Annotated in this window: 19 protein-coding genes, 1 tRNA gene and 1 pseudogene; 12 read left to right on the top strand and 9 right to left on the bottom strand. The window is 36.5% G+C overall.

Annotated features, from left to right (window positions below):
- Positions 1-806, top strand: a pseudogene (locus tag OEW78_RS05225) (hypothetical protein); the annotation flags it as partial.
- On the top strand, positions 775-1,428 hold the full coding sequence (locus OEW78_RS05220) for an HAD-IA family hydrolase (RefSeq protein ID WP_300325122.1): 654 nt from the start codon (positions 775-777) through the stop codon (positions 1,426-1,428). The pseudogene OEW78_RS05225 and the gene OEW78_RS05220, both read left to right, overlap by 32 nt.
- A gap of 12 nt (positions 1,429-1,440) precedes the next feature.
- Here OEW78_RS05220 and OEW78_RS05215 read toward each other — a convergent pair whose 3' ends face one another.
- On the bottom strand, positions 1,441-2,364 hold the full coding sequence (locus tag OEW78_RS05215; RefSeq protein WP_300325119.1) for a hypothetical protein: 924 nt from the start codon (positions 2,362-2,364) through the stop codon (positions 1,441-1,443).
- Positions 2,365-2,398: 34 nt separating this feature from the next.
- Here OEW78_RS05215 and OEW78_RS05210 point away from each other — a divergent pair, with 34 nt between their 5' ends.
- The 3 genes from OEW78_RS05210 to OEW78_RS05200 are packed head-to-tail and all read left to right on the top strand — an operon-like array spanning position 2,399 to position 5,979.
- A complete protein-coding gene (locus OEW78_RS05210) occupies positions 2,399-2,974 on the top strand; it encodes a hypothetical protein (protein WP_300325116.1) in 576 nt (191 codons plus the stop codon).
- Positions 2,971-5,664, top strand: coding sequence for a GMC family oxidoreductase (locus OEW78_RS05205; RefSeq protein ID WP_300325112.1), 2,694 nt, complete (start codon positions 2,971-2,973; stop codon positions 5,662-5,664). The genes OEW78_RS05210 and OEW78_RS05205 overlap by 4 nt, the downstream gene beginning before the upstream one ends.
- 60 nt (positions 5,665-5,724) lie before the next feature.
- The gene (locus tag OEW78_RS05200) at positions 5,725-5,979 is read left to right on the top strand and encodes a hypothetical protein (RefSeq protein ID WP_300325109.1); all 255 of its coding nucleotides are present in this window, start codon (positions 5,725-5,727) and stop codon (positions 5,977-5,979) included.
- Between the two features lie 226 nt (positions 5,980-6,205).
- Here OEW78_RS05200 and OEW78_RS05195 read toward each other — a convergent pair whose 3' ends face one another.
- A complete protein-coding gene (locus OEW78_RS05195) occupies positions 6,206-6,352 on the bottom strand; it encodes a hypothetical protein (RefSeq protein WP_300325106.1) in 147 nt (48 codons plus the stop codon).
- Positions 6,353-6,555: 203 nt separating this feature from the next.
- Between OEW78_RS05195 and OEW78_RS05190 the strand changes: the two genes are divergently transcribed.
- The 3 genes from OEW78_RS05190 to OEW78_RS05180 all read left to right on the top strand — a co-directional run bounded on the left by OEW78_RS05190 (position 6,556) and on the right by OEW78_RS05180 (position 8,868).
- Positions 6,556-6,846: a hypothetical protein gene (locus OEW78_RS05190; protein ID WP_300325103.1), complete on the top strand. Its 291-nt coding sequence runs from the start codon at positions 6,556-6,558 to the stop codon at positions 6,844-6,846.
- A 284-nt stretch (positions 6,847-7,130) separates the two neighbouring features.
- Positions 7,131-7,364, top strand: a complete 234-nt coding sequence (locus OEW78_RS05185; protein ID WP_300325100.1) for a hypothetical protein — start codon at positions 7,131-7,133, stop codon at positions 7,362-7,364.
- A gap of 226 nt (positions 7,365-7,590) precedes the next feature.
- Positions 7,591-8,868 (top strand): multicopper oxidase domain-containing protein, encoded by a 1,278-nt coding sequence (locus OEW78_RS05180; protein ID WP_300325097.1) that lies wholly within the window; start codon positions 7,591-7,593, stop codon positions 8,866-8,868.
- A gap of 2 nt (positions 8,869-8,870) precedes the next feature.
- On the opposite strand, the gene OEW78_RS05175 is transcribed toward OEW78_RS05180, so the two are convergent.
- Positions 8,871-9,017, bottom strand: coding sequence for a hypothetical protein (locus tag OEW78_RS05175; RefSeq protein ID WP_300325094.1), 147 nt, complete (start codon positions 9,015-9,017; stop codon positions 8,871-8,873).
- A gap of 251 nt (positions 9,018-9,268) precedes the next feature.
- Between OEW78_RS05175 and OEW78_RS05170 the strand changes: the two genes are divergently transcribed.
- The gene (locus OEW78_RS05170) at positions 9,269-10,540 is read left to right on the top strand and encodes a hypothetical protein (RefSeq protein ID WP_300325089.1); all 1,272 of its coding nucleotides are present in this window, start codon (positions 9,269-9,271) and stop codon (positions 10,538-10,540) included.
- Positions 10,541-11,067: 527 nt separating this feature from the next.
- Here OEW78_RS05170 and OEW78_RS05165 read toward each other — a convergent pair.
- From OEW78_RS05165 to OEW78_RS05155, 3 genes are all read right to left on the bottom strand, one after another.
- Positions 11,068-13,398, bottom strand: coding sequence for a hypothetical protein (locus tag OEW78_RS05165; RefSeq protein WP_300325086.1), 2,331 nt, complete (start codon positions 13,396-13,398; stop codon positions 11,068-11,070).
- 17 nt (positions 13,399-13,415) lie between these two features.
- Positions 13,416-13,610: a hypothetical protein gene (locus tag OEW78_RS05160; RefSeq protein ID WP_300325083.1), complete on the bottom strand. Its 195-nt coding sequence runs from the start codon at positions 13,608-13,610 to the stop codon at positions 13,416-13,418.
- Between the two features lie 79 nt (positions 13,611-13,689).
- On the bottom strand, positions 13,690-13,899 hold the full coding sequence (locus OEW78_RS05155; RefSeq protein WP_300325080.1) for a hypothetical protein: 210 nt from the start codon (positions 13,897-13,899) through the stop codon (positions 13,690-13,692).
- Between the two features lie 197 nt (positions 13,900-14,096).
- Here OEW78_RS05155 and OEW78_RS05150 point away from each other — a divergent pair, with 197 nt between their 5' ends.
- Positions 14,097-15,014 (top strand): hypothetical protein, encoded by a 918-nt coding sequence (locus OEW78_RS05150; RefSeq protein WP_300325077.1) that lies wholly within the window; start codon positions 14,097-14,099, stop codon positions 15,012-15,014.
- A 1-nt stretch (position 15,015) separates the two neighbouring features.
- On the opposite strand, the gene OEW78_RS05145 is transcribed toward OEW78_RS05150, so the two are convergent.
- Together OEW78_RS05145 and OEW78_RS05140 are read right to left on the bottom strand one after the other, a co-directional pair.
- Positions 15,016-16,116, bottom strand: coding sequence for a site-specific integrase (locus OEW78_RS05145; protein WP_300325074.1), 1,101 nt, complete (start codon positions 16,114-16,116; stop codon positions 15,016-15,018).
- 62 nt (positions 16,117-16,178) lie between these two features.
- Positions 16,179-16,790 (bottom strand): hypothetical protein, encoded by a 612-nt coding sequence (locus OEW78_RS05140; protein WP_300325071.1) that lies wholly within the window; start codon positions 16,788-16,790, stop codon positions 16,179-16,181.
- A 108-nt stretch (positions 16,791-16,898) separates the two neighbouring features.
- On the opposite strand from OEW78_RS05140, the gene OEW78_RS05135 reads away from it, so the two are divergent.
- A tRNA-Tyr gene (locus OEW78_RS05135) sits at positions 16,899-17,025 on the top strand.
- Between the two features lie 55 nt (positions 17,026-17,080).
- On the opposite strand, the gene OEW78_RS05130 is transcribed toward OEW78_RS05135, so the two are convergent.
- Positions 17,081-17,437 carry a mechanosensitive ion channel domain-containing protein gene (locus OEW78_RS05130; protein ID WP_300325068.1) on the bottom strand — a complete coding sequence of 119 codons (357 nt, stop codon included), beginning with the start codon at positions 17,435-17,437 and terminating at the stop codon, positions 17,081-17,083.
- Positions 17,438-17,711: 274 nt separating this feature from the next.
- Here OEW78_RS05130 and OEW78_RS05125 point away from each other — a divergent pair, with 274 nt between their 5' ends.
- A complete protein-coding gene (locus tag OEW78_RS05125) occupies positions 17,712-18,176 on the top strand; it encodes a universal stress protein (RefSeq protein WP_300325065.1) in 465 nt (154 codons plus the stop codon).
- The last annotated feature ends 405 nt before the right edge of the window (positions 18,177-18,581 follow it).

Genomic DNA, 18,581 nt, shown 5'->3' with positions numbered 1-18,581 from the left:
GAACGCCTGATTGGTTAGAAAATATAGGCTATCCAAAACTCACAGATACCAGAGTGGATTCCTTTGTAGGCTATGCAACGAGAAGATACATTCCACCAAAGAATGTTGAGAGAAAATGGAAGATGCTATCAATATTGAGCAATCCAACAACCAATCCCAGACTAGGGGCGATATATCCAATAGAAGATGACAAATGGTTAGTTTTTTTGTCTGGGATTAGCAAAGTCTATCCTCCTACAGAAGAGAAAGGATTTTTAGAATTTGCAAAGAGTCTGGAAAGTGAAGAATTATACGATGCCATGAAAGATGCCATTCCAGATTCAGAGATATATGGATATCGAGTAAAGGGAAGTCGAAGATATCATTATGAATCGATGTCCAGTTGGCCTGAGAATTTCATAGTGTTGGGTGATGCAGTCGCAGTTTTCAATCCATTTTATGGCCAAGGCATTACTTCAGCTGCACTAGGTGTCAAAGTACTAGACAACATGTTAAGAAACCAAAATTTTGATAAGAATTTCGCAAAGAAATTTCAAAAAAGGCTTGCAAAAACAATATCGTTACCATGGATTCTTGGTACAAGTGAGGACCTCAGATGGCCTACAACTGTAGGTAAAAAACCAAACATAATTACAAAATTAGTACAAAATCATGCTCAAAAAGTATTGCTGCTTGGACCTAAAAGCAAACTCGCTACAAAATCATTTCTACAGATGATGCACATGATAAGATCCCCTGCAATAATATTTCATCCTGTGATATTGTTGCAGTTAATTGCAAACTCCATTTGGAAAAAAGATAAGTAAGACCATAATTTTTGATTTTGATGGAACCATTGCAGATACCCTGGATTCAGTTGTTAGGATAGTCAATGACCATGCAGAACACTTTGACTACAAAAAAGTGACAAAGAAAGACATTCCATACCTGCAAGGCAAGAAATCAAGAGAGATTCTTTCGTATCTTGGTATTTCCATATTCAAGCTTCCATCATGGATAAAGAAGATACATTCAGAAATCAACAAGGAGATAACTAACATGGTACCAACAGTGAACATCTCCCCCCTGTTGTCTGAACTACACCATGACGAGCATTTTCAAATGGGAATTCTGACATCAAACACGCAGAAAAATGTAAGACAATTTCTTGGCAAGAATGAATTGGATTTTTTTGATTTTATTCGTACTGGAAAAAGCGTCTTTGGAAAGAGTCACATGATCAACAAGATCATAAAACAAAGACATGTAAACAAAAGGGAGGTATTCTATGTGTGCGACGAAGTAAGAGACATAGAGACTGCCAGAAAATCTGAAATCAAGTCAATCGCAGTTACATGGGGATACAACACAAAAGATGTGCTGATTAAAGAAAATCCTGATTTTCTGGTTAATTCGCCAGATGAATTAAGAAACATCATCATCTCATAAAACATACTTTTTTTAAAAAAAAGATTCGATTTCTTGTCTGGACTTATTGCCTGATTTAATTGGGATTTTTTTACTCCATGGAACATATTCCCATTTCCATAGATCATGGTTATTGTCATGAGGTGCAAGAGCATGGTTTGAGGTGTTGACAAAAATTACAGGATGATTTGTATCTTGAAAATAATATTTTACAGGAATTGTCTTTTGATTGTGAATGGTATCTTCAAACAGATTGCTTTTTCCACTGTAAATATTATCAAAGAAAAATTCATGGCCATTAAAATAAAATGTTTCAATATCTACGGTTCTTTTGTATTTCAGTAATCGAATATACCTATAGATGCCATCCAAGATTCCATGCATCCTCAAAACCTCATCTTGAAAAACCAATGTTATCTGAAAGGAACCATCATCTTCTTTGTACACGTGAATCTCCCTGAGAAAATTTTCCCATGCATCGATTTTTGGTTGATAGATCACTGGAATTACAGAGTTATTTCTTTCCAAATAATCTGCTTCTATTATTTTTGTACCAGAATCATTGTTTCTTTCTTGAAGTACGGTATTGTAAAGATCGTCTGTTTCATGCTCATAATCTGACCATATTTTGACATCTTTTAGTTCCCTGTGATGATTATCGTTACTCTGCTCCAAATCAAAGACAAGAATGTCTCTATGATCAATTGTCTCTTTTCTTACATTCGATGCAATAAATCCCATCATCAGATTCACCTCAAAATCTGATTTCATGAATTTTGAAAATCCTGATTTTCTCCTTCTGACTATTACTCTTGCTTTGTTGTCGCCCATTCCAATTACTCTGACACTGCAATTTTTGTAATCCCAGACCTTTTCTTTATTTCTCCAAGAGAGATAGTACCTTCTGGACTCTTTTATTTCGTCGTATATTTCCTGTCTATAGGAGAAATGAAACATCAATTCTTAATTACTTTGCACGACTAAAAGATTTGTGGCAACTTATACTGTCAAGGGTCAAATTCAGGATGCCAGTAATTCAAAATTCTATGTCGAAATTCTAGACAACGATCAACATTGGTTTGATGATAAAATTGATGATCTCCTGGGTTCTTCTTGGACTGATAATTCTGGAAAATTTGAGATTACTTTTACTGATGATTTGTATAAAGATAATTGGCTTGAAGGAAAACCTGAATTATTTGCAGTGGTAAGAGACAAATCAGGAACCATATGTTTCACAACTGATACTAAAAGTCCATCAAGTCCAGATGATGCGGAAAATCTAACTTTCGATATTGCCATTCTAAAAGAAAAACCTTTTGTGGACAGTCCATACGATGCGGCAAATATCAAAAGGATAGCAGCATTTGCAAGCGTTGGAGACAGCATAGATTTGACAGGCAATGTTAGGAATTCTTTTGGGCTACTAACTCAGACCATTAATGCGTGGTTGCTTTACACAAATGAAGTCAAATGGAATCTCATCAAATATGATGGGCCCCAAGTGGAACGTTATCCTTGGCGCAATCCTCATACTCACAAATTAAAATGGAATGATGAATCATGACAAACACCATTTTTGGAATTGAGGAATTTGAGCAACGTGCAGAACCTTACAAAGTGATTCAAAAAGACGTAATCAGAAATGTTGATGTCTGCGTAATTGGATCGGGAGCTGCAGGAGCAATACTTGCAGGAAAATTAGCTGCTGCTGGAAAGTCTGTAGTCCTATTGGAGAAAGGAAGCTACTATGACGGCGAGTCCATGAATCAACAAGAAAATGACATGATCTCATTGCTTTGGAAAAACAGTGGGGCCAACTTTACATCTAATCTGAAAATTGCAATAGCCCAGGGCTCCTGTCTTGGAGGATCAACTGTAATCAATGATGCAGTGTGTTTTAGGATTCCAGACCTTGTGATTGAGCAATGGAACAACTTGGGAGTGAATATCTCAAAGGAGGAATGGGAGTATGCAAATGACGAGGTATCAGATAGAATTAATGTCACAAAGGTGACAGAAGATGAATTAAATGAGAATGCAAAAAAACTCAGAAAAGCATGCTCAACCATACAGGTTAACGGTCAACCAATTACAGAACATCGAGTAAATGAGAGAAACTGCGGTCCCTCTTGGACTGATCCGTCACTTCAATCATGCGTACAATGCGGTTTTTGTCATTTAGGATGTCATTATGACACAAAACAAAGCATGCTGGTTACATACATCCATGATGCATTACATAGCAGTAATGATTTTACCGCATACTGTAATTGTGATGTAACCAAACTTGTCCATTCAAACGGAGTGGTAACTGGGGTTGAAGGTTCACTTGTTGACAATACAGGAAATGAAAAATACCGCATCAGAGTTAATGCCAAGGTAGTTGTAGTTAGTGCCGGTGCAATAGCATCCTCAAACATTCTACAGAAATCAGGCATAGCCAACAAAAATATCGGAGAGGGACTGGCATTGCATCCTGCACCATTTGTTATGGGCCACTTTGAAGAGAATATTTACGGCAATAGAGGAATTCCAATGTCCTATACTTGTCATCAGTTTGGTGTAACAAACAATGTTCGTAGGGGCGGATTTTTAATTGAGAGCATATTTTTGCCAATATTTCAAATGGCACTTGCCATACCAACCTTTGGTATTGATCATGCAAGACTAATGGCCGAATTCAATAACTATACACTTGCAGGAATAATGGTAAGAGATGACTCTGTAGGAAAAATCGTAAAAACTTTTGGAAACAACCCGAAAGTTCTGTATGAGTTAACAGATGAAACAATAAATGACATGGCCCGAGGCATGGCAATTCTTGCACGAATGTGGTTTGAAATAGGCGCAGACTATGTGGTTACATCACACAACGATGTGCCTGAACTTCGAGGCGTATGGGACATTCCAAGACTTGAGAAAGCAGTACGAGAAAATCCTGACGGTCTTAGAGTGGGATCAGCACATCCTCAAGGCGGGAATAGAATTGGCGATGATCCAGAAAAGGCAGTTGTTGATTCTGACTGTTTGGCATTCGGATTTAAGAATCTCTATGTATGTGATGCAAGTGTTTTTCCAACCGCCCTTGGTGTAAATCCTCAGTTGACTGTGATGGCACTTGGGGCATTAACTGCAGACAAAATCCTTGCAAACTGGCCTTCAGATATCACGATTCCTCATTCACTTGGAAACACTTGTGATTTGTCCCAGCCGCAGAATTGTTCATCCGATACTATTGGAGAAATGTTTGCAGTCACAGAACACAAGTCTGAATTATTTGAAAAACTAGAGAATTCTGCATCAAATGAAATTATTCCTGGAGAGAATTGGCAATTTGATAAAAATACATTGACGATTTCAAATGATCTATACTGGAAGGGGTTCTATGGCAGAAATGCAGATATCACAACTGCGGGATTAAGGGCCTTTGGAGGGTTTTACAAGAGATTTAGAAAACTAAACTCCGAATCCTTTAGCGGGGTTACCAAGCCGTTTAATGTTCCAGTGTTTGCAAAAAGTCTTGCAAAACAAAAAGAACTGCCCGGACATGGCCAAGTGATTCATCTGGAATATGAAGATGCGCCCTTCAACCAAGCATATGACATACTTAAGATGGTAGATGAAAATCACATTCTAGGAAAGGCATTCTTGGGTCCATTTGGAAGGGGGCAGCAATTATTTGATTTTAGCATGTCTCGGACATATTCAGTTGATTTTATTGGCGAGGATGATCTTGCAACTTTATTTTATAATGACAGGTTTAGCCATACCCCTACAAAAGACGAGATGGCAGGAAGGTGGGAAGGAGTACTTGTTTCAGATTCCTTTGTAACCCCTAGAAGCCAAGTCTTTGATTTTGATTATGATGGAAACGGGGAATACCAAATGCATTACAACTTTTCAAACCTTATCCGAGGGCATTCTGAAGTGTCTGCCAATGAGGATTTGTTCAGATTTGATGATTTTACACCATTTCATGACGAACTAAGAATGATCAGACCTGGCTTTGTCGTAGGTAAATGGGTAACAGATTGGTCATTATTGCAAAGCAGTAGGTTTTCACTTTTAGAGTTGGAAAATCGCATAAACTCTGGTGCAAGCACCATACAGGTTTTAGACAGCATCTACAAAATTTTCAATCTAAGAATACCCAGACTTCCTCAAGAAATCGGAGTGAGCTTTTTGAATGTTGAAAACCATCCGCAAAAAGGCTCAAGAATCGGATTGAGTTATATTCTTAGAAAAACAAACTAGACAAAATATGCAGAAAATGGATTCTTTAGTGACGGTACACCCTTTGAAGAACAGCTCATCTTGGACACCGCAAACGGTGATACATTTGAGATAAACAACCCTTATGAAAAATATTCCTCACTAAGATTGATTGTTGGTGTGATAGTTTTACTTGTTGTATCCTCATCTAATAATAATCGAGGGCATCTTTTAGACCTAAAATCAGCAAGAACCATTCCATTGGGTGTTTTAGTTCTAATTGGTGAGGGATTGGCACGGGCAGGAGGTTTTACTGCCTTGTATCTAGGACATATTCCCCTGCAAGGCATGAAATGATTTTGAGTTGGAGCGTTATGAATCTAGAGGCATCATGCTAAATTTTTCATTCTCTCAGTAAATGCTCTATGAGGGAGATCACCATCAAGATCAAAGACAAGGACTAGAACTTTCAACCGGCAGCTAACAGTTCAGGATTACGGCTAGACGAAAAGATTTCAGAAATAATCCAGTATTATATCATCATAAAGAGAAACCGCAAAATGTTCACACAGACAAAACTGGCCTAGACTTTCAAACCCTTTTTCAGGGTCTCATTGACCACATATGAGAAACTTGTAGAACCGTTTGATTTTTTGATGCTTTCTGCCTGGATTTTTCTCAGTTTTGTAGCCAAGTCATCATCAAGCATTATCGTGATTCGTTTTGACATGAGAGAATTTGATTTTTGTGATATTAATACCATATGTGTTTTTGATTTATGACAGAACATGAATTCTGACATTCGGGTCTTCTGCAACAATATTTCTTGCATGGTTTTCACAGTATCGCATGGTATCCTTGCAAAACGGTTTGGAATCTTTATCGTGAAAATAAAACCGCATCACCTTGACATGGCCTTCGGCGTTACAGATCATGTCCAACTGTCAAGTCCTTTTGGTGCTTCCTTCTTTTGGTTCCACTTGTGTTCTATCTGCAAGTGAACCTCCAGCTTGTGAGGAGTGTCTAGGACTGTTTGGCAGATTAGACAGCGGTAGGACATGGGATCTAAGATGGGCGATTTTGGAATTAAAGAGAGGGGTTATTGTGAAAAAGCATGACAGAAATCAAAACCACCTTGTTGCATATAGCAACCAGTCATTACAACAATACAGATACTTTTGTAATGTTTGGAATTACTTGACTGCTGTCATAATCAATATGTAACTGTGGAATAAAAAGAGATTTGAAGACATATCAAACATTTGTTTATCCACAGGATAATTTTTGAACAAGATTTAATCAAAAGAACCTCTCCATCCTCTCAAGATGTGCAACATGCCCGACGCATATCTGTGACACCAATGATCACACCTGACCCAGCAGGTATCAAACTGAAGCTGTCTCTTGCAGAGTGCAGGTGATGACCATGATGACTTGTAAGATGAGTTTGCGAGGCTGGCTTAAGAGAGAGAGGTTATTGTGAAAAAAATAAAATCACCGTATGAAATATGCCTGCAAGTGTGAAAGGCATTCATCATACAATTCTGCCGAATTTTCATGCAGGCAATATCGGAATCAATCCAGGACAGGCAAGATTCCTCAATATCGTGTATGGTCCGGGCCAAGGATATGGTAACTATGTTGATTTTCAATATGACCCTTCAAAAGAATACATCCTATTAATTGATGAATCATTTGGAAGTGCAGAGATTCCACTTGAACTAACTACCAAAATCCAATAATGAATGAATTTTTATTTTTGAATAATTGTTTTGAAAGGATATTTGCAACATCTAAAATCCAATCCATCTCAATTTCACGTACTGATTTTTTTTCTTTCATGAGATCCAATATCTTGTAAACAATGGACAGGATAAATCTCAGTAATCCAAATTTCGTTCCCAAAAATTAGAATAACTTTAAAGAACGTACCTACAGTTTAAAAGAAAAATTTCTTTGATCTGTACAATGACTAAATCAAGAACATCTCTTATGCTAATTGTATTATCTGCAACACTTGTAGCATCCTTGTCTGTTGGTTTGCTTCAAGAAAGTGAAGCCGCTAAAGGTCAAGGAGTGGGACTGCCAGCAATTGGATCTGACAAAGTTTGTGGAGATAGATTATGTTCTGAATCAGCTTCAAACTATTATTCCCCAGAAGAAGCCTCAGTTCAAACAACATCTGAAACTAGTGAATGCAAAAGCAATGAAGGTAAAACACGCACCTATTACATTGCTGCAGACGAAGTAGAATGGGATTATGCCCCTTTGGGAATAAACCAAATGAAGGGACAAGAGTTTAATGAAGATGAAAATGTATTTGTTGAAAATTCTTCAGATAGAATTGGGAGTACTTACATCAAGGCATTATATCGTGAGTATACCGATGATACATTTTCAAAACTCAAACCAAGATCTTCTGAATGGGAACATCTTGGAACACTTGGACCCATGATTCATGCTGAAGTATGTGATACAATCAAAGTCGTATTCAAAAATAATTCTGAAGAACTAGATTACTCTGTTCATCCACATGGCGTCTTTTATGACAAGGATTCAGAAGGTGCAGAATACAATGACGGAACATCAGCTAGTAGCAAATCTGATGGAATAGTTTCTCCTGGTCAAACTCATACCTATGAGTGGAAAGTACCAGAACGTGCGGGACCTGGACCAAATGATCCAAGTTCAATAATTTGGATGTATCATTCACATGTTGATTCTCCAATGGATACCAATTCAGGACTCGTCGGTCCAATGGTTGTAACAGCTAAAGGAATGGCTGATTCAAACGGTAGACCCATGGATGTAGATAGAGAAATGGTGAGCCTCTTTACAGTCTCTGATGAAAATTCCAGTCACTATCTGTGTGATAATCTAGAAAGATTCACCGATGAGACTTGTGATAATGAGGAATTAGTTGGAGATGATGACTTTGCTGAAAGTAATCTCATGCATGGTATTAACGGATATGTTTATGGCAATCAGCCAGGACAAACCTTGAACAAAGGTGAACATGTACGTTGGTATCTAATTGGCATGGGAACTGAAGTGGATTTGCATACACCACATTGGCATGGAAACACTGTTTTGTGGAATGGAATGAGAGTAGACGTACTGGAGTTAATGCCAGCCAGTCTAAAGACTGTTGACTTTATTCCCGACAATGTTGGAACTTGGATGTTCCACTGTCACGTCAATGATCATATCTCCGCAGGAATGATGTCACTTTTCAAAGTGATTTAACCTCATTTTTTATTTTTGTTTTCTAATGCATCGTATTCCTCAGTTAATTTTTGATGGATTTTTGATACATCGTCTAGTGATTTTATTTCTTTTGGCATATTTTTTAGGAATTTCCTTGTATTTTCTGAAATTCCATAAATTGCTGCCATAACTGAGAATTTTGTTTTTCTCAGAATTAAAAATTATGATTATATTTGTTCCACGTGGAACTAAGAAGTTTAGTAAAATAAGGTGATGATTTTGACATGTAAACTTTCAACTCGATCGTAAATAGGGTCACAATAACAGTCTATGGACCACATTCTTTACAAAATTATCTCATGACAACGAGAATCATGTCATAAGATGTAAGATCATAACTTTAAGAATACTTAATTTCACAAGGTTCTAATTGTCCTTATTGTATTTTTTACTTGTATTTTCACTTCTAGCTGCTATTGTCAGCATCATGTCATCTGCTCAAGTCAGTTATGCCATGGAGGAGATTTCTCCGACAAAACAAGTGAAAAATGGAGTATCCTTACAAGACATCAAGTGCAATAAAGATTTAAAATTAATATTCAAAAACTCTGATAATTCACCTGCATGCGTTTCCAACTCTACTGCAGAAATACTGATTCAAAGGGAGACATATATCACCAAAATATTCAATCAGAAGATCATTGCAGGAGAACCAAAGTATCGTATTCTTTCATGGCATGACGTACCAGAGGAACAAGAAGAATTCATAGTACGCATGATTTGGATTGATGAGAATTCAGATCCCATAAAAATGGCCAAAAAAAGTAATGAGAAACCTGAAGGATATGCTGCAGTATTTGCATGGAAATTCACAAGAGGACTATATTCGGATGCAGACGATAGATGCATAGATTCCACAACCAGGGAATACACAAAATTCCAATGTCCTTGGTTGGATAATGGAATCATATCAATAAAAGAAAAGACAGCAGAGTGGTTTGGAAAATACAAGGATGCAGGAGGTGTATTAGACTATCTAATATTAGATGATGAGTCTAGTTTTGGAAATTGGTCATTACAGGCAAACCCTGGATGGGCAGATGCAATAGAGAATGATCCCAGATTCAGTACACTAATTCCAAAATTAAACCAGACATCATTGGATCTGGTTATGAATAGACCACATGCAAATCACAGTGCATACATACAATGGAATGCCATTCAGGATGAGATGCTGGTGGATGCAAGAAACAAAGCCATCTTTGAACCTGTAAAAAAACTATATCCAAATGTCAAAGCTTCAAACTACAACGATTATGTTGTTGACATGGACCACGTCATTCCAGAAAAAAACGGCCACAAACAATATTATTTTTCAAATTTTGGAACACATAATGCAAAATCATTTTATGGCGACATTCGGCAGTACGGGGATAAAATAGGACATGATTCAAATACGGTGTTGGAATGGCAGATCAAAATATTTGAGGCCATTAAGAATTCATCAGACATTCCAAACATGGCATGGATTCCATATTTCAGTTATCCAGAAAATGATCTAAATCAAGAAGACTATGAAGAAATGATGGTATACTTGATCTGCCATACTAAAGAGCCATTGTTATTTTGGAATTCTAATGCGTCTGATTTAGACAATAAATTGGCATATGACATAATGGTCAAAATAAACAATCATGACCATTGCAAGTAAAAACTGGATTACTAGAAAAGACAGAAGGCGGACAAGAATGGGTTTGCGTTACAAACAGTCCATCATATTTTAGATATCTGAATAAACAAGATCATGAGAGATTATTGTTTTGGGCCTCACAGTTATTACTTATTTTAGAAGGGTTTATTCCTCAGTTAAATTATGTAGCGCTTGCGGCCGTCGGTGTAGTATTCTGCGGGTTTTATGCCCTGCAGAGCGTATCGGGTGCAGTCGCCGTGGCAGACGTTGGACATGGGGTTGGGTCCTGACAGCTACGACAGCTAGGAATTGATTTTGTAGCTGTCATATATTGGGTGTTTTTAGGCACGAAATCAGTTTTGACAGCTAGAACAGTAAGGACAGCTAGGATTTCACGATTCTTTTTCTTTTTTTCTTTCTTGATTATAATAAAAATATCCAACAGAGTAAAAGTTAGCTGTCGTAGCTGTCTTAGCTGTCTGGGCCAAAAATAGGCACAAACACTGACAGATAGGAAATTAGGAGTTAGCTGTCGTAGCTGTCGAAAATCATTCAGATAACCTCCAAATTGTAACGATTTTACTGCCACGGGGGAATTCCCCGTCTTTCTTGTTGTAAGTCTTTGATTCTACTCCAATCTCAACTGCTCGGAGTATTGGTGCAATCTGCTTGAGCTGTCTTCCAAACTCTCGAACATTCTGAGGAAGATCCTTGTTCCTTTTACCATATTGATCCTCAGGATTTATTTTCTCAAACATATCAGTGGCAGTCATGCTGGACTCAGCTTGTGAAGTATCCAGCAAACCTGCAATTATCTTTACAAGAGGTTTTTCATCCGATAACACCAAATTAGAAATTTCTAATCTCTCACAATATTTGTTCAGAAATTTGTTTGGTTTATTACCCAGTACCCTGGATATTGCCTCACCCCAAATAGCAAAATCAGCCATCCTGGGCAGTTTGTTTTTTGTATCCTGTTTGACTTGATCGATAATCAGCATGGCCTTCTGGATTGTCTGCAGTGCTTGCCCAACAACATGCGGCCTTGATTCATTTAATCTATCTTTGAATTCCCCGTCAGACATTCTTTCAGTTTTGTCAATCTTTGGCAGTTCATAAAATATTGAACGCTCTAGCAGATCAGCTTGATCAATTGAAGGAGTGATACCGTTGAGAATAATTTTCTCTTTTAATAACAGATTGAACTCCTCACCGTTTGTGTATAGTTTTCTTTTAGGATGCAGTGTGCCGGTTACAGTCCTACAGAGAAAATCAGATATCTGCTTTGTAAACTCGTCAATATTATCAAAGCTTGAAATCTCTCTTTTGGACAAAGTGACAGCAATATCATCAATGTCAGTTGGCATTGAAAGTGAATTTTCAACTTCAGGATCTATCATATACTTGACACCGTTTGACACTGAGGTCTTGGCAGAGCCCTGTTCACCGTGATTAATCATTATTGGAATCGGGATGTTTTTCAGAAACTCACAGATAACATGTACCTCAAAAACAATCCTGTCATCATCAGGTATTCTGCAGAGTTTAGAGAAATCCTTTATCGCCGACTCACTGCCAAATACAACATTACGGTTTATGTTGGCATGAACATTCTGTTTTTTTAGGAATATCGGTTGCACATCATCATCGCAAAGCTTGCCAATACCATCCTTTGATACTTTGTAGATTGTACCTTGATCATCATTGGTGTTATAGTATAAACAGCCGTTTTCCATTGCACATGTTTTGTAGATTTGTTTAGTTTCTATTTCTCCTAGTAAGGCCTGTGCATGCAGGTTCTTGGTCGCATCACGATAAATCGAATCTCCGTAAATTCCACCAAATTTATCTTGCACTCCAACCCTGAGCATCTGTTCAAAGGTTGGAGAAAACAGATCAACCCATATCGGTTTGCCATTTTTTGGAACTTTAACAATCACCTGCTCTGTATCATTTTCATTTTTCACTTGTTCTTGGATTAGTTCACTGCCGACACGAAAAGCCAGGATTTGTTTTGTATTTTTCTTCCTTTTTGATTTACTATTCTCAACTTCTGCAGATTCATTATCTTTCAGAAAGTCCCCTGTTGGCTTGAAAAAACCGTTGTCGGATTCGATGTTGCTTTGATAGAGTCTCTGTCCGGCTTGCACCCATTCAACCACATGATCATAATCAGCTGGAACAGACAAACTTGAATTTTTCTTTAATGCCTCTTGCTCAACCTGTTCATAATTCCAGCCCGAATGAAACCTTCTAAGTGCCAGGTCCCGACCGTTGTCGTATCTTGTGCCAACCGGCCAATCTTCAGTCTCTAGTTCAAGAGTTTTCTTTCTTGCATTACCACCAAGGATTTTCTTATCTCCATGACCGCCATATTCAATTCTAAACCCTTCTTTCTCCTGCAGTCTTTCAAAGATATCCTGAAATTCAATGCGTGAAATGTGTTTTGGTTTTTTATCACATACTATCTCATATGGCTGTTCACTATCACCATCAATGAATGATGGGGGCAATATCATCATCCTTTTTTGAGCGAAGAATTCGATAACCTTATCACCCTTGATCAGTTTCGCACTGTTGAATTTTGGCAGATCCATCAATCTAAAGTAAACGTGATATCCTTTCTTGCCCGATTTTACAATGAATGTTTGCCCCTCATATTTTTTGAAATACTCATATAATTCATGAGCATCAATATCAAAACAAACCAAGTTCTGTGAAGTTCGACCAAGAATCACACCTATGTTTTGCCCTTGAGGAATCGATTCACCCCATATCTCAGTAAACCACCTAGCATATTCTTTATCTGCAATTGCCTTCTTGTTTTGCAATACCGGAATCACATTGAAAGAATTCTCTTCAACAAATCTTTTTGCCATTTTATTTTCAGAGGTGATCAAGATGCTGCAACCTCACGAGCTTTTGAATAGTAGTGTTGTTTTCCCAACTCGACGGTTCTGTGGCACTCGTAACATGAAGTTACAATTCTACCGTCAGCCAGTTTTTCAGTTGTAAAATTATGAAGTGTATCGCCGCAGAAATAACATTGAGTTTCTCTTTTTAGAAATCTTGATTTTATTTCGTCATCCATCATATCTCACCTAGCTTGTATGTCAAGTCAGCTCGTTGATGTGATTGTTCAAAACAATGATCTGAAGACACCGTATTGGTTAACAGCATACAGAATCCCCCGTTAGTTTGTCGGTTTTTGTTTGAGATTGTCTAGGCTTGCCGGCACAACCAATCTCTTTTTTATTTTTAATTCCTCTCTGGAAATGAGGTTTCTCTAAACAATCATTACAAACAAGATAGGTGGTACCAATTTCATATTCAACCTCGTAAACTGGTTTGTTCTCACAGCATTGAAGACTGACACTCATTGGTGGCACCGTCCTTGAATGTGATTCAAAGATAAAACTTCCAGATACCTGGATCTTGAAGAAAGTCCTCTTCTTCTATACCGTTCATCCAAAACTGGTTTGTCCAATGAGACACTTACAGGGTTTCTTGTCTGCATGTAATTCCTTGTTAAACTTAATATATATGCAATATTCTATAACATGATAGTTAAAGTATCATGTTACAACTCACAGACACACAAATCAGGATTTTAAAATTGCTCTTAAAATATGGAAACAATGAAGAGGGGATCTCTACATACAGCATCGGAAAATACCAATTTTCAAGAAGAACTTTTGAGATTAATCGAGAACATTTACTAAAAAATAAAATCATTCAGGTTGTCAAATCAGTAAAAGCCGGAAAACAACAACGCGAATATTATGATATTACGCCTCTTGGATTTTTTAGTTTATTGCAGAATATGTCCAGAAAAGAATTGAAAAGAGAAATCAAGACAAAAAGATTTTCAGACTTTCTCCCAAAAATATCAACCCATTGGAATGATATTGTGAAAATCCATCATGGCCAAGAAGATATGATACTAGAGCTTTTGAAAATTTCAATAAGCAATATAGATCTAATCATCAGGCCACATCATACCGAAGAGTTCTTTGCAGATTCATATTTTCAATTATCAACTACCATTAGTCGCAATCATTCTCTCAGTCTAACATTAAAACAAGAATTTATCAATTGGACTGAGTCTGATTTGAAAGAATGGGAAGAGATTAGATCGAAACCAATCTTAGGCATTAATCTTGAAAAAGAAGAAAGCATACAAGAAAATATCGTTAACCAATCATCATTTCTTTTTTATTTTAATTTACTTAGAATATTAAGAGATGATGTATTGTTACATGAAATTTGTCAGAGAACATCTCCAAAAAGAAAATATGATAACTTGGATGATGAACGGAGGGATTATCTAAATAATTGCTATAATAAAATGATAAAAAACAATCCTACACAGAAAATGGTTAAGATTTTGAAATCGGATGATGAGATTATGGAAATAATTAAGAAAAATCTGAAGAAATGGAATAAAGAATTAGAAAACAATCATCCGTTTAAAGACATTTTTACATTAAAATAATTCAAATATTCTCTTCCCGTGCCTTCTCTTTGGCCATTAGGTACTCCAAGGCCTGGTCACGCCTTGCGTTCTCGTCGGCCTGCTGGCGCTTCATTTCTTCAATCTCATCTACCTTCTTTTCAAGCTCTGTCTTTTCAGTTTCAAGCTTTTCATTTTCAACCCTTACTCTTTCAGAATCATCTATGGTAAGATCAGCAATAGCCTTTTGAAATTCTCCAAACATTTGATCATCTGTTGGAGTCATGTAGACATGATCAAGGTTTACTTTGTGTCCCATCATCTTCTCGACAACAGCTGGCGAAATATCCTTGTTTAATTTTAAGATCGTATTCCATCGCTTGCGAAATCCATGATCAAGCTGCACATCATATCTTGGGCCATTGTTTTTCTCTCTCTTTATCAAAGATCTTTTGATTACTCGTTGCATTACATTGCTCATTCCGCGTTCACTTAATGGTGTGACCTTCTGAATTCCAATCTGATATTGTGTTCTAAACACTGGACTGTCAGGTTTAATCAGTTCACCATCATCACGCCTCTTGTTCAGATAAACATTAAGTGCTTTTGAGGCCTCAGGAGTCATATATGTCACATATTCCTCAGTCGAATCAGGGTATACAATCACGGACTTGCAACCACCTGACATCTCTGCCAAATGCTTCAATCTCAACTCAGAAATTGCACCAATTCGGACACCTGTTGAAGCAAGGAAATGAATCAGTGCCTTTGAGCGAGCATCAGGAGAATATTCCAGCATCTTTTGAATATTCTTGGTAGTCCATGGCTTTGCACCGGATCTTTTAACCTTGGCAGGGAACAACCGCCTTATTTTCTTCCAGTTTAGAATAACATCATTAACATCACAGAACGTCTGAATCGGAAAAATCCTAGTAGGGACAGTATTAGGAGACAGATGGTTCTTAATTTCCATCACGTAGTCCTCAATCATAATTTGGATCTGTTTTGGTTCCATCTTGATTATGCTATCAAAATCCTTTAATTTGAAAAATTCCTTGAATCTGTTGAGACTCTTAAAATATTCCTTCTTTGTGGCCTCAGATTTTATGCTATTTTCAAATAAAAGCAAGCTTCTTTGTTTCAACAGATATAGTATGGGTAGAATAGTATTTTAACACCGCTTCACGTGCAGAAACTTTAACTTTTCTACTTTAGTTGTTCAAGAATTGAAAGACTGAATAAATTAGACAGTGCCATCCCTTTTCTATTTGCATCACGTTTAGTTTGATCACAGTATTGCTTTACACTTTGATGACTCTTTTCACTTGCAACTTCAATTACAACAATATTTTCAGAGTAAGGAAATGTAAATTTTGAAGGTTTTGAGCAAAATGTTTTCATATTTCCTAATCCAGTTGCCTCGATTTTATCTCTTTTTAGTAAAAGGTTTGCAATTTCTTGTAGATCTTCTACATCATCACCATATTCCAAATAATATACAGAGATAAAATTGACATTCCCTACAACCTCTCGTTTGAAAAGTTCATCTTTGATGTTAAACATAAAAGATGTTTTGTCTTGATTATGTTTAGAAAGAATCTTAGAAATATTTCTACTGTCTTTGAATTTTGCCAAAAGATAATGATTTGTAGAGTCAGAAAAATATGGTTTACTATCACTAGAAAAAGTACCAGTTACAAAATATAGATTTTCAATGTTTTTTGAGTTCATCCAATTTTCTTTTAGTTCAATAGATTCATGATTATGCAGATATGGGGCACATACATAACCCGAATAAGACAATTCTAATTTTGACATGATACATTAACCATTTTTCAGAGTATTTATGCTTTAGAGAGTCTGACGATCACATATGGAAAATTATCTACGATAGTTTTTTAATAGTATTGATCCTCGTTTTTTTGTCCCGTGGTAGCTCAGCCTGGTAGAGCTTCCGGCTGTAGTTGTTGGCTTTAGATGGCTGACCGAAAAACAGCATATCAGGCATACAGAAACCGGGTTGTCGGTGGTTCAATTCCGCCCCGCGGGACCACAAATTTTCAAAAGATTATTTTGAATAATCAAAAAACACATGATTGTCAGCAATTCTAATGAGATTTTCTTTGTTTGTTGTATACTATTGCAACATCTTCTGCAAGTTTTTGGGTCGGGATGATAATTCTTCCACCATCTTCAGTTAATGCAACAATTTTTGTCAAGTGAATTTCTATTATCACTCCGTGCATGTCTTTAATGGTAATTGAATCTCCAATGTTAATATCAGAACTGAAAAAAACCCCAATACCTGCAGCAATATTCTTTAGCTGATGTTGTAACGCAATTCCAAATATCACCATCCCTACACCTATTGAAGTGATTACTTCTAATGCAATTTCAAACAATCCAAGAGATGCTCCCAAATATGTAATTTCAGAGATTATGATAAGGAGTGATGCTATTCCCAATAGTTTTTGAGCACCACTCAAATGCTTCATTTTTTTGTTGATTAGGTATCGGACTAGGAAAAACAGTGTAATCGAAACAATAAAGGAAACCAAGACAAAATAATAATTTTCAAACAAAATATTCACTAATTTCTATTTACGATATTTTTGATGCCATTATTAATCTAAATGATTTTTTGGGGTTTGTTTCTGATATAAATCCAGACAGAATTCAACCAGGAAAGATTTTCAGATATTCATCTAATTTAATTATCTTACTTATTGCAATAAGAGCATGTACAAAACAATATTGGTTCCTCATGGAGGTACAGATAGTGGGGATGAGGCTTTAAAACATGCAATTCATATCTCAAAATTAGAATCATCTAAAATTACAATTCTATATGTAATACATACTTGGCATGATCATAGTTTTGGAGTGATAAGAAAAGATGAAAAATATGTCAAAACGCAAATAGAGAAAATCTTTTCTCATGTAGAAAAAAATGTAAAAGAATTTCTTGCTGAACGCGTAGAGACATGCAAAAAAGAAGGAATAGATTGTAAAGGAATATTCAGAACAGGGAATCCCTCAGAGACCATCATCAAATACTCAAACGATGAGCAAATTGATCTTATCATAATGGGGAAAAAGAGAAAAATTCCTAATTACAAATCATTTCTTAAGATAGGTAGTGTGGCAAAGCAGGTTCAAGAAAATGTTCACTGTCCAATTATGTTGGTTGGTGTAGAGGATTAGTTGAAAATATTTTAAAATTCTTACTCCCATAGTTTACAAACAATGCTTATGACAGGTTTAGACGACTGGTGTCACATCTCATCCAAGTATTGAAAAAATTTGGAAAGTGTTGGAAAATTGAAAATGATGAATTGTTCATAAATTAATTACATAAATTTAGTGTTTTTAAAAATAAAAAAAATGAAGAAATGGAGTTTGATGAGTTTAGTGCAAGAGAACGCAACATAATGCAGTTGATTTTTGCATTTATCACAAGTTTTTGTCGTGCCCAACTGTATAATTTTGTGCATAAGCAGGGTATTGAAAAAGATGTGATGTTTTTTACCACTTATTCCATATGTACAACCAAGAAATTGGATGTGCATTCTACAAAACGGGGAGAATTTTTCATTTGATTACTTCCTT

This window comes from Candidatus Nitrosopumilus sp. (genome assembly GCF_029882185.1).
GTDB lineage: Archaea > Thermoproteota > Nitrososphaeria > Nitrososphaerales > Nitrosopumilaceae > Nitrosopumilus.
The sequence above is the reverse complement of the archived record's forward strand: the minus strand, read 5'-3'. Positions and strand labels throughout refer to the sequence as shown.

Excerpts from the sequence above, each read along its gene's own strand:
- OEW78_RS05215 (WP_300325119.1), bottom strand. The coding sequence starts at position 2,364 with ATGTTTCATTTCTCCTATAGACAGGAAATATACGACGAAATAAAAGAG.
- OEW78_RS05205 (WP_300325112.1), top strand. The coding sequence starts at position 2,971 with ATGACAAACACCATTTTTGGAATTGAGGAATTTGAGCAACGTGCAGAA.
- OEW78_RS05195 (WP_300325106.1), bottom strand. The coding sequence starts at position 6,352 with ATGTCAAAACGAATCACGATAATGCTTGATGATGACTTGGCTACAAAA.
- OEW78_RS05190 (WP_300325103.1), top strand. The coding sequence starts at position 6,556 with ATGTCCAACTGTCAAGTCCTTTTGGTGCTTCCTTCTTTTGGTTCCACT.
- OEW78_RS05185 (WP_300325100.1), top strand. The coding sequence starts at position 7,131 with ATGCCTGCAAGTGTGAAAGGCATTCATCATACAATTCTGCCGAATTTT.
- OEW78_RS05180 (WP_300325097.1), top strand. The coding sequence starts at position 7,591 with ATGACTAAATCAAGAACATCTCTTATGCTAATTGTATTATCTGCAACA.
- OEW78_RS05175 (WP_300325094.1), bottom strand. The coding sequence starts at position 9,017 with ATGGCAGCAATTTATGGAATTTCAGAAAATACAAGGAAATTCCTAAAA.
- OEW78_RS05165 (WP_300325086.1), bottom strand. The coding sequence starts at position 13,398 with ATGGCAAAAAGATTTGTTGAAGAGAATTCTTTCAATGTGATTCCGGTA.
- OEW78_RS05160 (WP_300325083.1), bottom strand. The coding sequence starts at position 13,610 with ATGGATGACGAAATAAAATCAAGATTTCTAAAAAGAGAAACTCAATGT.
- OEW78_RS05155 (WP_300325080.1), bottom strand. The coding sequence starts at position 13,899 with ATGAGTGTCAGTCTTCAATGCTGTGAGAACAAACCAGTTTACGAGGTT.
- OEW78_RS05150 (WP_300325077.1), top strand. The coding sequence starts at position 14,097 with ATGTTACAACTCACAGACACACAAATCAGGATTTTAAAATTGCTCTTA.
- OEW78_RS05140 (WP_300325071.1), bottom strand. The coding sequence starts at position 16,790 with ATGTCAAAATTAGAATTGTCTTATTCGGGTTATGTATGTGCCCCATAT.
- OEW78_RS05125 (WP_300325065.1), top strand. The coding sequence starts at position 17,712 with ATGTACAAAACAATATTGGTTCCTCATGGAGGTACAGATAGTGGGGAT.